Raw genomic sequence first — 12,967 nt, 5'->3', positions numbered from 1 at the left:
CACCACCATCACTCAAGGTTGAAGCGCTTCGCCGCCTCCTCCGGGCTCAGGCCCTCGTGGACCACGGCCATTACTGCCCTGGCCATGGACTTTATGTCCTTGGCCCTGAACACGTTCCTCCCGACGGCCACGCCGCTGCCGCCGGCCGCTATCACGTTGCTGAGGTCGGTGAGGAAGTCGACCGGCCTGTCCCTCACGGCGCCGCCGCTCATGACGACGGGTATGCCCTGGGCCATCTCGACCACCTTGGTGAAGGTCTCCCTCGAGCCGGTGTAGTAGGTCTTTATCAGGTCAGCGCCGACCTCTATGGCGGCCCTCACGCCGTACATCACCACCTCGGGGTCGTACCAGTTCTTGAAGTGTGATCCCCTGGGGTACGCGAGCTGGAGGGCGGGCATGCCGTAGGCCTCCGCCTCCTCCTTTATTATCATCCAGTTCTCCATCATCTCCGACTCGTGCTCGCTGCCCCAGTAGACGGTGGCCGCGACAGCGTCGGCGCCGAGTGCAACGGCGTCCTCCACGGTGGCCAGCCTGGTCTGCAGGTATATGGAGCTCTCGGGCCTTAGCTCAGTCTTGCTGGTCAGCTTTACTATGAGGGCCGTCCTGCCGGCCCATATGTCGTGCGTCAGCCTGGCCATGCCGGGCAGGAGCATTATCGCGTCAACGCCGGCGTCGACGACCTGCTGTATTATGTTCCTGGCCGCCACCCTGTCCTCGGGGAAGTCCTTGGGGCCGTGCTCAAAGCCGTGGTCGAAGGCGAATATCACTGCCTTGCCGTCCCTGAGGATCCTGCCGAGCCTCACCCTGACGCCGACGGCACCGTAGTTAACGCCTGGGTGCGTCATAGCCTTAACCTCCACGAGGTGAGGGGCCACCGTGTCTAATAAGTTCAAGTTACAGCTCCTGAAGGGAGCGTTAACGGCCCTTAAGCGGGCCCCTTCAACGCTCTTAACTTGAACAAGTTAAATTTCATGGGAAAGGCTTCAAGGACATTTATAAGCAATCTAAGGAGTGCTCCTGTTGGGTGTTGGCTTGAGGTACCTGGGCCTTGTCGGGGTCGCGGTCGTCTTCTTTCTTGTGGGCCTGTTCCTTGGCGGCTTCGTCCTGGCCGCCCACGGCGGGGCGGGCGTAGGCCTCAGCCCTGGGGTCAGGGCCTCCTTCGTAAACGGCACCCCAGTAACGCCCTCGGCCCTCGAGAGGGTCCTCAGGACCCCCAGGGTGGGCATAGTGACGCCCATGGCAATGGAGATGGCGCCCCTGCTGGCGGCCATGAAGCTCGCGGCCATTGTCAACTACTCGGGCTACACCTTCTACGTGGGCAGCATAGGCGGCACGCCGGTGGTCCTGGTCAGGAGCGGCGAGAAGGAGTACGCCGCCGTGGAGGCCACGACGCTCATGGACGCGCTGTTTAACGTGAGGGCCGCCATACTCTCGGGCACGGCGGGCAGCAGGAACCCCTACGTGGTCCCAGGCGACGTCGTGATAGGCGCCTTCGTGGTTGACAAGTCGAGCATACACTACCACAGGGCGTCCCTGGTGAACTCAACCATGGCCTACAGCGAGACGCCGTACTCGGGCGTCGAGGTCGTCAACGTGACGCCGCTCAGGGGCGACCTGGTGTCGGGCTTCGGCGAGGCCATGCCGTCGTACTCCAACGCCTCCTCCTACGGCTACGGCTATGGCGTCGACCTCAGCTACGTCTACGTTGAGTACCTGGCGGCCTCGGCCCAGCTGGTGGAGATAGCCGAGCGGGCCGCCTCAGCGCTGAGCCCCATTCCCCTGGCCAACGTGACCGGCCTCAACGTCAGCGGCGAGCTCGTGCCCAGGGTCATAGTGGGGGTCATAGGCTCAGCCAACCAGTGGACGGAGCCGCTCTCCTGGATGGCCCAGCAGAACGCGCTCTACGAGACCGACGCGGGGGAGAACGAGGGCATGGGCTTCGCCTACGTCAACTCGAGGCTCGGGATACCGTGGGTCATAGTGAGGGGGATCTCTGACAGCCCCTGGTTCCCGAGCGTCTACATAGGCCCCACTGCAGCGGAGGAGGCGGCCAACGTAACCATCTACATAGTTGAGCACCTGGACCTTAACAGCGTGAGCGACGCCCCGGCCGCGTTCTCAGCGCTGTCAAACGTGAGCAACGCCGCCATCCACGGCTACATAGTAGCTGCCAGGGCCTACTACCTTGGACTCAGGGTAATTGGGGTCTCCTACGTGAGCCAGCAGGGGCAAATGGTCAACGAGACCGGCCCTGCCTTTGAGTATGAGTACTACAGCGAGTACTCCTACTCGGCCGCCATGAAGGACCTGCTGGCGGCCAACAAGGTCATAGGCTAGCGGCCGGCCGCAGGGCGGCGGCCTGCAAAAAAGTCAGCTAAGGCTGCTCCGGCACGAGCTCGTAGGTGAGGTAGCCCTCCGGCTCCCTCTTAACGACCTCCAGCCTGACCTTCATGCCGACCCTCAGCCTCTTCGGGTCCCTCTCCCTGACCCAGGCAAGCACCTGGACGCCGTTGCTGAGCCTGGCTATGCCCACCGTGTAGTCGTCGTAGTGGCTGAAGCTGTAGGGCTTAGTGTATATAACAGTGTAGGTCACCAGCTCGCCCTCCCTGGGCAGCTCCACCCACTCCACCTCGCCGTCCTTGACGCCGGGGCAGTCCACCTGCGGCGGGAAGAAGACCTCGCCCGTCTGCCTGCACCTGGTGGCGAGCACCTTGCCCTCGCTGAGGGCCTCGAAGAACCTCCTCGTCCTCTCGACGCTTATCAGGAACTTGAACCTCATCTCCCTCTGGTCGTACCATATGGCCACGTTTGTCTTGGGGTCCACTATGACCGGGACCCCGACGGACGACTTCATGGCGTTGGCGTAGGCCTCAAGCTGCTTTAGGTAGGCGTCGGCCTCCTGCCTCTGGCTCACGACCCCTCACCTCCCCCTGGGCTTCTCGAGGCCCAGCACGGTGACGTAGGCGTAGTGGCCCGTGCCGCCGACGTTGTGTGCCACGGCCATGCCCTTGTTTATGGTGGCCTGCCTCCCGGGCTCCACCTCGTGGAGGAGCTGCTTGGTCAGCTCAACGGCCATGCTTATCCCCGTGGCCCCCAGCGGGTGCCCCTTGGCCTTGAGCCCCCCGCTGAGGTTGACCGGTATGAGGCCGCCTATGTAGGTCTGCCCCTCCCTGACAAGCTTGTAGCCCTCGCCGCGCTTCACGAAGCCCAGGTCCTCGTAGGCCATGACCTCAGCTATGGTGAAGCAGTCGTGGACCTCGGCCACGTCAAAGTACCTTGCGGTGTTCTCAGCCTCAAGGCCGGCCACCTTGTAGGCCGCCTTGGCCGCCAGCTGGGCCGCCAGGAGCCCAGTGAAGTCGTCCCTCCTGGACAGGTTTGCCGTGCCAGAGGCCATGCCTATGGAGTGTATCCACACCGGCGAGTCTGTCAGCTTCTTGGCGACCTCCTCGCTCGCCAGGACCACCGCGGCGGCCCCGTCGGTTATGGGCGAGGAGTCGTAGAGCTTTATGGGCCAGGCTATGTACCTGCTGCTCATGCACGTCTCGAGGTCTATCTTCCTCGGGAACTGCGCCTTGGGGTTCATGCTGGCGTAGTAGTGGTTCTTGACGGCGACCCTGCAGAAGTCCTCCTCCGTGGCCCCGTACTTGTTCATGTAGGCCGTGGCGTAGAGGGCGTAGTAGCCGGGGAAGGTCAGGCCGAAGTTCTGGAACTCCCAGAAGTAGTTGCCGGCCCTGCCTATGAGCTCCACCACGTTGGGGGTCGGGCTCTCGTTCATCTTCTCAACTCCAACCGCGAGGGCTATGTCTGCCATGCCCGAGGCCACGGCCTCGTAGGCCGAGGCCAGGGCGGAGGAGCCCGAGGCGCAGGCGGCCTCTACCCTGTGCAGGGGCTTGCCGGAGAGCCCGGCGTACTCGGCCACCACCACGGCAGGCAGGGGCTCGCTGCTCCAGCCGCCCACGTTTGAGACGACCACGTGCTCCACGTCCTTAGGCTCCAGGCCCGCCTTCTCGAGGGCCTCCCTTATGGCCTCGTAGGCCAGCTCGGCCAGGTTCACCTCGTTCCTGACCCCGAACTTCGTGTGGCCGTATCCCACTATTGCCACGTTCCTCAAGCGCTCACCTGGTTAAGCGTAAGGCATGAGGGCCTTACGTGTTAAGGCTTGGGAAGTTAGATACATCAAGGCGTGGGGCCCTTTAAAACCGCCTCCAAGGCTTAAGGGGTTTAAAAGGGGCCAAGGCGAGCCCATAACTGCGGCTTGCCCATCCAGGGCTATTACCTACATCGGTCACCCCAGCCCCGGTGGGAGTTTGGTTACACTGGACGACGTTAGGAAGGCCCTCCAGCAGCTCTTCTCGAGGGCCGTGGAGGAGGTGCCGGAGATAAGGAGCTGGGACAAGGTCTACCAGTTCTCGGTGCAGGGCCTGGGAGACTTCTACGTTGAGATAAAGAGCGGCGCCCTCAGGGTGGTCGAGGGGAGGCACCCGAAGCCAATAGCGACCCTCACCACGACCTCCGACGTGCTGGAGAGGATGATGTCGGGCCAGCTCGACGCGATGAAGGCGTTCCTGGGAGGGCAGCTGAAGATAACCGGGGACGTGCTTGACACGATAAACCTGAAGAAGCTAATAGACGCCGGCCTTGGAAAGGTAAGCGAGATGTGAGCCGTCAACCCTGAGGGCCAGGCCGGCCCTGGCCCTCCTAACTATCGCCGAGGCAGTGTCCGCGGCCGAGAGTATGCCAGTGCTGTAGGCGTCGACCAGGACCGCGTGGAGCCTCCTGCCCTCCTCAACCGTCCTCGGCTCAATGCCCGCCGCCCTGTAGCCTCCAACCATGAGGGCCTCCAGGACGGCGGCGGGGGCGCCCCTGAGGCCCTGGGACCTGGCTATGAGCATGGCCTCCTCGGCCTCGGCCCACGGGTCAGGCAGGTTCCAGGCGGCGTTGTCGCTGCCGAGGCCCAGGGTGACGCCGAGGCTTATGGCGTCGGCCACGGGAGGGAGCCTGAGGCCGTGCCACATGTTGCTCCTGGGGCACATGACAAGGGGGACCCCCTTCTCGGCTATAGCCTGAAGGTCGTCCCGCGAGAGGTGGGTGCCGTGCACTATTGCGGTGAAGCCGGCCCTCAGGGCCACCTCAAGGTCTCCCTCCCTCCTGTTCTCCGGGTCCTCGGCCACGTGGGTGAACGACGGCCTGAGCTGCGACGTGAGAGCCCTCAGCACCCCCTCGCTGTAGTCGAGGGGGCTGGAGAGCCCAAGGCCCTGGCACCAGCCGGGGAACGAGGGCCCTGGGGTGCCGAGCACCAGCACGTCCATGTCAGGCACCATCGACCTGGCCCTCTGGGCCGCGAGGCACCCCAGGCCTCCCCCCTCCCTGAAGTCGACCAGGAGGCCGACCCCGAGCTCGTAGGCAGCCCTGTAGGTCCTCCAGATGCCCAGGGCCGTCTCAGTGGGGCCGAGCGTGGAGAGCAGCCTGTACTTGAGTCCATCAGGAGGGGCCACGAGCTCGTGAAGGCCCAGGTCCACGCCGAACTCCGGGAAGCGGCCGTCAGCGCTGTGCACGTGGGCGTTGGCCGGCTGGGGGAGGAGGGCGGCCCACGTCCCCCCTGCGGAGTTCCACGGGCAGCTGCCCCAGCCCTCCACGGACTCCACAAAGCCATCACCGTCTACAGTGACGCAGACGTCCCTGACTGCCCTCAGGTCGTCGCCTATGAGCGCGAGGGAGGCCCTCAGGTGCACTTGGCTCACCGCCTGGGCCTGAGGGCATTGGCATGTTAAGTCTTTAATCTCGGGCCCTGGAGTAGAGAGCGGAGGCTTCAGCCATGGCCTACATGGAGAAGATGGGCAGAATGGTGGCGCTGAACCAGCTCTACATATTGATATACAGCGCCCTGGCGGCGGTCATAGGAATAAACGTGTACCTCTTCCTGCTCATATTCGTGTTCATAGCTATAAGCATGTTCGTGCAGAGCATACTGATGAGCAGCGGCCTCAACGAGAAGTCCTCCTACGTGGCCGAGGTGCTCTCCGGCAAGAGGCTCTTCCACGAGGACAACACGAGGGCCATACAGAGCAAGGACACCATGATATACGTTGACCTCCAGGAGCAGACGAAGTTCTCCCTCTACACGACCCTCGGCATACTCATAGGCCTGGCCTACTTCTTCGTGCTGTGGAGGTACGTGCCTGACCTGGCCGCGTACCTGTCCCTGGAGCTCTTCGGGAGGCAGATAAAGGACGTGGGCATCGAGTACCTCAGGCTCCTCCTCTTCATAGCCTTCCTGCTCTACTTTGAGGGGTACTTCGTGATAAACCAGGGAATAATGATGTGGTCGCTCTCAAGGATAAAGAAGCTCCCCGCCCTCAACGTGCCGACCTCCTACATAGTTACCGACAAGGGCATAGTGATCAAGGGGCTGATCACTACAAAGGGCATAAGGTTCCCCCTGCCCCCCGACATAGAGGTGGTACTTAACAAGGACAGGAGGTTCGTGGAGCTCACAAGGCAGGGCAAGAGGACCGTGACGAGGCTGAGGCTCTACACTAAGAACCCCGAGAAGCTGTACGAGATAATAAGGAAGGTCGCCTTCCCGGCCTCCTCAAGGGGGCAGGAGTCCTAGCGCTTGGAAGCCAGCGCCCCTCCTTAGCTGGCCCCGCGCAGCCCTCAGGGGAAGGAGTAAGTATCGTACCCTATATTCCCCGGCCCGCCCAGGGTAGGGTTACGGGCATTAGCCTGTCCCAGGGCCCTGGGGAGTGGCGTTGCAGGACGACGAGGAAGTACTCTCGCTGCTGAGGCCCTACGTGGCCGCCTGGTTCAGGGAGAAGTACGGCTCCTTCACCGACCCGCAGAGGGAGGCCATACCGCTAATAAAGCAGGGGAGGAGCGTGCTGATATCGAGCCCCACTGGGACGGGCAAGACTCTCGCCGCCTTCCTTGCAATACTCGACGACCTCCTCGCCATGGGGGAGAGGGGGGAGCTGGAGGACAAGATATACGCGGTCTACGTCAGCCCCCTCAGGGCCCTGGACAACGACATGTACAGGAACCTGGTCCAGCCGCTGGGCGAGATATACGAGAAGGCAAAGTCCATGGGCTTCCAGCCCCCTGAGGTCAGGGTGGCCACCAGGACTAGCGACACGCCGGCCAACGAGAAGGCCAGGATGCTGAGGAGGCCCCCTCACATACTTATAACGACGCCCGAGAGCCTCGCCATAAGCCTCGTGGCCCCCAAGTTCAGGGAGAGGCTCTCGACCGCCAGGTGGGTCATAGTTGACGAGATACACGAGCTTGCCTCCAGCAAGAGGGGCTCGCACCTCGCCCTGACGCTGGAGAGGCTCGAGGAGCTGGTCAGCGAGGCCCAGGGAAGGGGGCTCCAGAGGGTAGGCCTCTCGGCAACCATATCGCCCCTCGAGGAGGTCGCCAGGTTCCTGGGAGGCTACTACGACGATGGGACGCCGAGGCCAGTGGAGATAGTGGACGCCAGGTTCGCCAAGCCCTTTGACATAAGGGTGATAACGCCCAGGGTGGACCTCATACACGGCGACCCGGAAAAGATAAACGAGGAAATATACAACACCGTGGCCGAGCTCTCGAGGACCGCCAGGACCACGCTGGTCTTCACAAACACCAGGAGCGCCACGGAGAGGGTGGTGTTCAAGCTCAAGAAGCTCATGGCCTCCAAGGGCTACGTTGACATGGATGAGATAGAGGCCCACCACAGCAGCCTCTCCAGGGAGGTGAGGCTCGACGTAGAGGAGAGGCTGAAGAGGGGCGAGCTCAAGCTGGTGGTGTCGAGCACCAGCCTAGAGCTTGGCATAGACATAGGCTACATAGACCTCGTGGTCCTCCTGAGCAGCCCGAAGAGCGTGAGCAGGCTCCTCCAGAGGGTGGGCAGGGCGGGGCACCACGTGAGCCAGGTGAGCAGGGGCGTCATGGTGGCGGTTAACAGGGACGACCTGATAGAGTGCACCGTGCTGGCCAAGGCCGCCATGGAGAGGAAGATAGACAACGTGAGGATACCCAGGAACCCGCTTGACGTGCTGGCCCAGCACATAGTTGGCATGTCAATAGAGAGGCCGTGGAAGTTGGAGGAGGCCTTCAGGGTGATAAGGAGGGCCTACCCGTTCCACGCGCTCAGCTGGGAGGACTACATGAGCGTCCTCCGCTTCCTCGGCGGCAAGAGCCAGGGGCTCGAGGACGAGGGGGTCTACTCAAAGATAAGGCTTGACGAGGACCTGGGGGAGTTCGGCAGGAAGAGGAGCGCCAGGATGATATACCAGCTCAACGCGGGCACGATACCGGACGAGGCCAAGATAAAGGTCATATCTAAGGGCAAGAGCATAGGCAGCCTGGAGGAGGAGTTCGTCGAGATACTTGAGCCCGGCGACATATTCGTCCTCGGGGGCAAGACCTACAGGTTCCTCAGGGCTGACGGCATGAAGGTTTACGTGGAGCCTGCCGAGAACGAGAGGCCCACGGTGCCGAGCTGGTTCAGCGAGATGCTGCCCCTGGCCTTCGACAGCGCCCTCCTGGTCGGGGAGTTCAGGGAGAGGGTGGGGGAGCTTATAGCCCAGGGCAAGTTAGACGAGGCCAGGAGGATGCTCGTGGAGGAGTACAGGCTGGAGCCCCACGCCGCCGAGGAGGTAATCCAGTACGTGTGGGAGCAGCTGGCCTACACCGGCGTCGTGCCGGGCAGGAGGAACATACTCATAGAGTACTTCCAGGGCGATGAGGGCGAGTGGAGCATAGCCTTCCACACCCTCTTTGGCAGGAGGACCAACGACGCACTCTCCAGGGCCTACGGCGCGGTGCTTTCCGACAGGCTCAACGTGCCCGTCAAGGTCTCGGTCACGGACAACGCATTCATGCTCACCTACGAGGGCAGGGAGCCGGACGAGGGCCTCATAAGGTACCTGCTGAGCTCCGTGAGGAGCGACAACCTCAGGCAGCTCCTCGAGGGCGCCGTGGTGAGGACGGAGATGATGAGGAGGAGGTTCAGGCACGTGGCCCAGAGGAGCTTCATGATACTGAGGAGGTACAGGGGGCACGAGAGGAGCCCGGAGAGGATGCAGCTCTCAGCGCAGAAGCTGCTCGACGTCATGCTTGAGGAGATGCCGGACAGCCCAGTCATAAGGGAGACTTACAGGGAGATACTGGAGGACTACATGGACATACAGGACGCGGGGAGGGTCCTCAGGTGGATCGAGGACGGCGAGGTCAAGGTCACCATAAGGGGGCCGCTGCCCTACCCGTCGCCCTTCGCGCACAACCTGTTCATAAAGGAGTACAGCGACGTGGTGCTCATGGAGGACAAGCAGAAGATAATGGCGTACCTCCACGACAGGATAATGGAGTACCTGAGGTCAAAGGGCAAAGTCCTGGAGGAGGGCGTCCAGCAGGCCCAGGGCGAGGAGGCTCACACGTAGCCGGCCTCAACTATCCTCCTTGAGGCTGACCTCCAGAAGCCCCTGAGGGCCATGAAGGGGGCGGCGATCAGCAGCGAGGCGAGGCCGCTGTAGACGCTGACGCTAAGCGACGCCATTGAAGCTGAGATGAGGGCGAACGGCACTATAATTATAAAGGTTATTACCAGCCCCCTGGCCCTGACCTGGCCCGGCATGAACCCCTCGCTCCTCACCTGCGGCGACACCGCCATGTAGGCGGAGGCAGCGTATGACAGCAGGGAGAAGGCGGGGCCCACCAGGAGCAGCTGCGGCACCATGTTAATCGCCTCCCTGAGGCCCATGAGCCAGAGGGTAAGGTAGGCGGCGGCGAAGGGGAGGGAGGCTAGGAAAACCACGAGGGACCAGGAGAGGGCGCTCAGCCACATGTAGGTGCCGGGGTCCGCGGCAGTGAAGGCAAGCCAGGGCCTCTCGTTACCCACCTGGGAGGCGCTGGAGCCTATGAAGAAGGCCTCAACGGCTATGGCAGGCACGAAGAGGAGCCCGAAGAGCACCCCGTTCCCAGGGCCCTGGGGGGTCAGCCTCTGGGGGACGAGCCCCGTGGCCATCAGGGCCACGCCAAGCGCCAGGTAGGCAGCGGCGGCAATCGACATGTAGCCCATGAACTTCCTCACGCTCACGGTGCGGGTGAAGTACCTGGAGCCCCCGGCGCCGAAGCCCCCGACCCTTCCAGTTATGGTAAGCGTGTTGAGCTTCATCCTGAGCTCGGCCCTGAGCCCCCTGACGCCCGCGAAGGAGAGCGCGCTCGAGGCCACCTGCCCCCTGCCCTCGCTGACCACCGGGGAGTAGCCGTAGAGCAGCGGGGCCCTGCCGAGCCTCGTGGCCACGTAGGAGGTGAGGCCCAGGGAGAGCATGGCTAGCGTGGCCGTGCCCGCCAGGTAGTAGCCGTCGAAGACCCCGGAGGGGCTGACGGGGTTCCTGAACAGGGCTGATATAGACCAGGCCGCCAGGGCAGCGGCCACGGCGACCCTCCTCTTGGCCTGCAGCTCCGCTATTGAAGCTGTCAGCGACGTCAGCAGGAGCACGAAGAGGACCATGTCGACTACAGCGTACCCCAGGGGCACGTCTATGAACGGGAAGTACCAGCCGAGCCAGGCTATGGCCAGCAGGCCGCTGAGCACCATCTGCCCTATGTAGAGCGAGAGCGCGAGGCTCCCCCTGCTTATGGGCAGGGTGAAGAGGTAGTCCCTGTCTGACTTTATCACGGTGACGCCTCCCTGCAGGGAGGCCAGGAATATGACTATGGCCGAGTATATGACGGCCATGGTCCTCTCCTGGGCCACCTCGCCCTGTGGGAGCTCTATGTGGTTCGCGTAGAGGTAGGCGCCGCTCATGACGCCGTAGAACAGCATTATCAGGGTTATTATGAGCAGGGGCCTGGATATCCTGGTCTTGACCACGAAGGCTATGAGCTTAAGCCTCGACACTCCTCATCAGCCTCGCCACGACGCTCTCCACCGGCTCCTCCTCCTTCGCCATCCTCCTCAGGTCGTCGAAGGTGCCCTGCCAGACGAGCCTCCCCCCGCTTATCATCAGTATGTGGTCCGTCAGCCTGCCGGCCACGCTCATTATGTGCGTCGACACGAGCATGGTGGAGCCCATCCTGCTCAGCACCCCTATGACCTCCTCCTGGGTCGGTATGTCTAGGTAGTTCAGGGGCTCGTCCAGGAACACCACCTTGGGCTCGTGGATTATGGCCAGCGCTATGGCGAGCTTCTGAACGTTTCCCCTGGAGAGCGCCGACACCCTGTAGTTCTCGTATTTCCTCAGACCCAGGAGGTCCATCATCTTCTCCGCCCTGTCCCTAGGGTCGTCGAGGCCCCTCAGGGCCGCTATGTACTCCAGGTTCTCCCTGACCGTGAGCGCTAAGTAGGGCGTGGCGTCCTCGGGCAGGTAGCCCATTTGGGCCTTCACACCGTAGTCGTCGGCCGGGTCCCTGCCGAGGACCCTGACCTCGCCCCTGTCGGGCTTCATGAGGCCCACGAGAAGCCTCAGGGTGGTGCTCTTGCCAGCCCCGTTGGGGCCCAGGAGGGCGTACCTGCCGCCCTCGGGCACCTCGAAGCTGAGCCCCCTGAGGGCGGGCACGGTGCCGTAGAACTTGACTACGTCCCTTACCTCGATCGCGTTGGCCAAGGGGCTTCCCAAGGTGATGGGTGAGGCGGGGCTATAAAGCTTTGTAACGCTAGGCCCTCCTCCTCAGCCTGTCCAGGTCCTCGGGCCTTATTGCCACGGGGGAGCCCACTACCTCCCTGCCCCTGGCCATCCATGCTGCCGAGGCCGCCAGGCCGAGGGCCCACATGGAGGTGGCGTACCACAGGAAGTCGACGACCCCCATGCCTGCGGTGGCGAAGAAGCTCGCTAGCATCAGCACGTAGGGCGCCACCCTGACCAGGGCTATCCCCGTGGCCCTGAAAGTTGTGGGGAAGGACAGGGACTCTAGGACGTTCCTCGAGGCCCAGACCGTCTCCGTGAAGGCGCCGTTAACGAACAGCAGTGCCATGAATGGCGCCAGCCCGGCCCTGAGGGCAGGTATGGCTGCCAGCGACGTGGCGAAGCCGCCCGCGAAGCTGGCCAGCGTGAAGGCCCTTGAGCCCACCCGGTCTATTGCAGCTGCCGCGACGAGCCCGCCCAGGGCCTCGCCCGCGAAGTAGAGCATTATAATCTCGAGGGCGTGCGATGGGAACTCCTCGGGTCCTATGCTGAGGGCCAGGAGGCCGAAGGTGAGCACCGAGGAAATAGCCATGAGGGTTAGCAGGGCGAGCCAGAGCCTGGCCTCAGCCCCTAGGACAACCCTGCCCCTCTCCTCGGGCCTGAGGGAGAGCCAGGGCCTCGACTCGGGCACCATGGAGCGTGTCACGGCCATTATTGCTATGGCCCCGGCCACCAGGGCCCCTATGGCAGCCCTGCCGGAGGCGGCAGAGAGGCCGCCGAAGGCCAGGGCCACCGCGGATATGACAACTGCGCCGACGTTGCCCACGTTAGTTATGAGCACGACAAGCCTCTCCTTTATGTCGGCCGGGGCGCTCTCAACTATGTAGCTCAGCACTATGGGGACCTCTCCCCCCATGGCCGTCTGCGTTATGAGAAGGCCCGCCAGGACAGCGTAGAGACTGTTGAAGGCAAGTATCAGCAGGGCCCCCAGGGCGTAGACCCCGAGCATGGCCATGTAAGTGGACTTCCTGCCCCTCAGGTCCGTGAGCCTGCCCAGGGCCAGGTTGCCTATGAGGGTGCCCACGGGAATGGTGGAGAAGACCAGCGGGGTGGCCCACGACGGTATTGACGAGAGCAGGGCCGACACAGATGGGAGGGTGACGAAGACTCCCTCCAGGAACATGTCTAGCGCGGTTGATACCAGCACCAGCCTCTGGTCCCTCGTGAGTGTCATGGCAGCCCCAGAGGTGGCTAAGGGATGATGTTAATAAGCTTTGTACAAGCCTTAACAGCTTGGCAAAGGAGCCGCCAGACAGGACCTCGACTTTCAATTCCATTGAGCGGATTCCCATGTCGCTTGA

Annotated in this window: 11 protein-coding genes and 1 CRISPR repeat array (1 of these 12 only partly in view); of the genes, 4 read left to right on the top strand and 7 right to left on the bottom strand. The window is 63.0% G+C overall.

The window, feature by feature from the left end:
- Positions 1-8: 8 nt before the first annotated feature.
- The gene (gene fba, locus ACZ5OO_RS04300) at positions 9-845 is read right to left on the bottom strand and encodes a class I fructose-bisphosphate aldolase (RefSeq protein ID WP_464078556.1); all 837 of its coding nucleotides are present in this window, start codon (positions 843-845) and stop codon (positions 9-11) included.
- 175 nt (positions 846-1,020) lie between these two features.
- Here fba and ACZ5OO_RS04295 point away from each other — a divergent pair, with 175 nt between their 5' ends.
- A complete protein-coding gene (locus ACZ5OO_RS04295) occupies positions 1,021-2,337 on the top strand; it encodes a 5'-methylthioadenosine/S-adenosylhomocysteine nucleosidase family protein (protein WP_464077895.1) in 1,317 nt (438 codons plus the stop codon).
- Between the two features lie 37 nt (positions 2,338-2,374).
- Here ACZ5OO_RS04295 and ACZ5OO_RS04290 read toward each other — a convergent pair whose 3' ends face one another.
- Positions 2,375-2,914 (bottom strand): Zn-ribbon domain-containing OB-fold protein, encoded by a 540-nt coding sequence (locus ACZ5OO_RS04290; RefSeq protein ID WP_013265947.1) that lies wholly within the window; start codon positions 2,912-2,914, stop codon positions 2,375-2,377.
- Between the two features lie 6 nt (positions 2,915-2,920).
- A complete protein-coding gene (locus ACZ5OO_RS04285; RefSeq protein WP_464077894.1) occupies positions 2,921-4,111 on the bottom strand; it encodes a thiolase domain-containing protein in 1,191 nt (396 codons plus the stop codon).
- 196 nt (positions 4,112-4,307) lie between these two features.
- Here ACZ5OO_RS04285 and ACZ5OO_RS04280 point away from each other — a divergent pair, with 196 nt between their 5' ends.
- The gene (locus ACZ5OO_RS04280; protein ID WP_013265945.1) at positions 4,308-4,661 is read left to right on the top strand and encodes an SCP2 sterol-binding domain-containing protein; all 354 of its coding nucleotides are present in this window, start codon (positions 4,308-4,310) and stop codon (positions 4,659-4,661) included.
- Here ACZ5OO_RS04280 and ACZ5OO_RS04275 read toward each other — a convergent pair.
- Positions 4,623-5,741 carry an amidohydrolase family protein gene (locus ACZ5OO_RS04275; RefSeq protein ID WP_464077893.1) on the bottom strand — a complete coding sequence of 373 codons (1,119 nt, stop codon included), beginning with the start codon at positions 5,739-5,741 and terminating at the stop codon, positions 4,623-4,625. The genes ACZ5OO_RS04280 and ACZ5OO_RS04275 overlap by 39 nt on opposite strands.
- A 74-nt stretch (positions 5,742-5,815) precedes the next feature.
- Between ACZ5OO_RS04275 and ACZ5OO_RS04270 the strand changes: the two genes are divergently transcribed.
- Positions 5,816-6,613, top strand: coding sequence for a DUF2208 family protein (locus ACZ5OO_RS04270; RefSeq protein WP_464077892.1), 798 nt, complete (start codon positions 5,816-5,818; stop codon positions 6,611-6,613).
- Positions 6,614-6,746: 133 nt separating this feature from the next.
- Complete coding sequence (locus tag ACZ5OO_RS04265; protein WP_464077891.1) at positions 6,747-9,419, top strand: ATP-dependent helicase; 2,673 nt, start codon at positions 6,747-6,749, stop codon at positions 9,417-9,419.
- On the opposite strand, the gene ACZ5OO_RS04260 is transcribed toward ACZ5OO_RS04265, so the two are convergent.
- Genes ACZ5OO_RS04260 through ACZ5OO_RS04250 form a run of 3 tightly spaced genes read right to left on the bottom strand, consistent with a single transcriptional unit; the run spans position 9,410 to position 12,840 of the window.
- Positions 9,410-10,882 (bottom strand): hypothetical protein, encoded by a 1,473-nt coding sequence (locus ACZ5OO_RS04260; protein WP_464077890.1) that lies wholly within the window; start codon positions 10,880-10,882, stop codon positions 9,410-9,412. The two genes, ACZ5OO_RS04265 and ACZ5OO_RS04260, sit on opposite strands and share 10 nt — an antisense overlap.
- Positions 10,869-11,600 (bottom strand): ABC transporter ATP-binding protein, encoded by a 732-nt coding sequence (locus ACZ5OO_RS04255; RefSeq protein ID WP_464077889.1) that lies wholly within the window; start codon positions 11,598-11,600, stop codon positions 10,869-10,871. Before ACZ5OO_RS04255 ends, ACZ5OO_RS04260 begins: the two co-directional genes overlap by 14 nt.
- A gap of 37 nt (positions 11,601-11,637) precedes the next feature.
- On the bottom strand, positions 11,638-12,840 hold the full coding sequence (locus ACZ5OO_RS04250; protein WP_464077888.1) for an MFS transporter: 1,203 nt from the start codon (positions 12,838-12,840) through the stop codon (positions 11,638-11,640).
- Positions 12,841-12,930: 90 nt separating this feature from the next.
- Positions 12,931-12,967: direct repeats of the CRISPR family, unit length 24 nt; it runs 1,479 nt beyond the window's last position.

The organism is Acidilobus aceticus (assembly GCF_055392325.1).
Note: the sequence above shows the minus strand (reverse complement) of the source record. Positions and strands in the feature narration are given on the sequence as shown.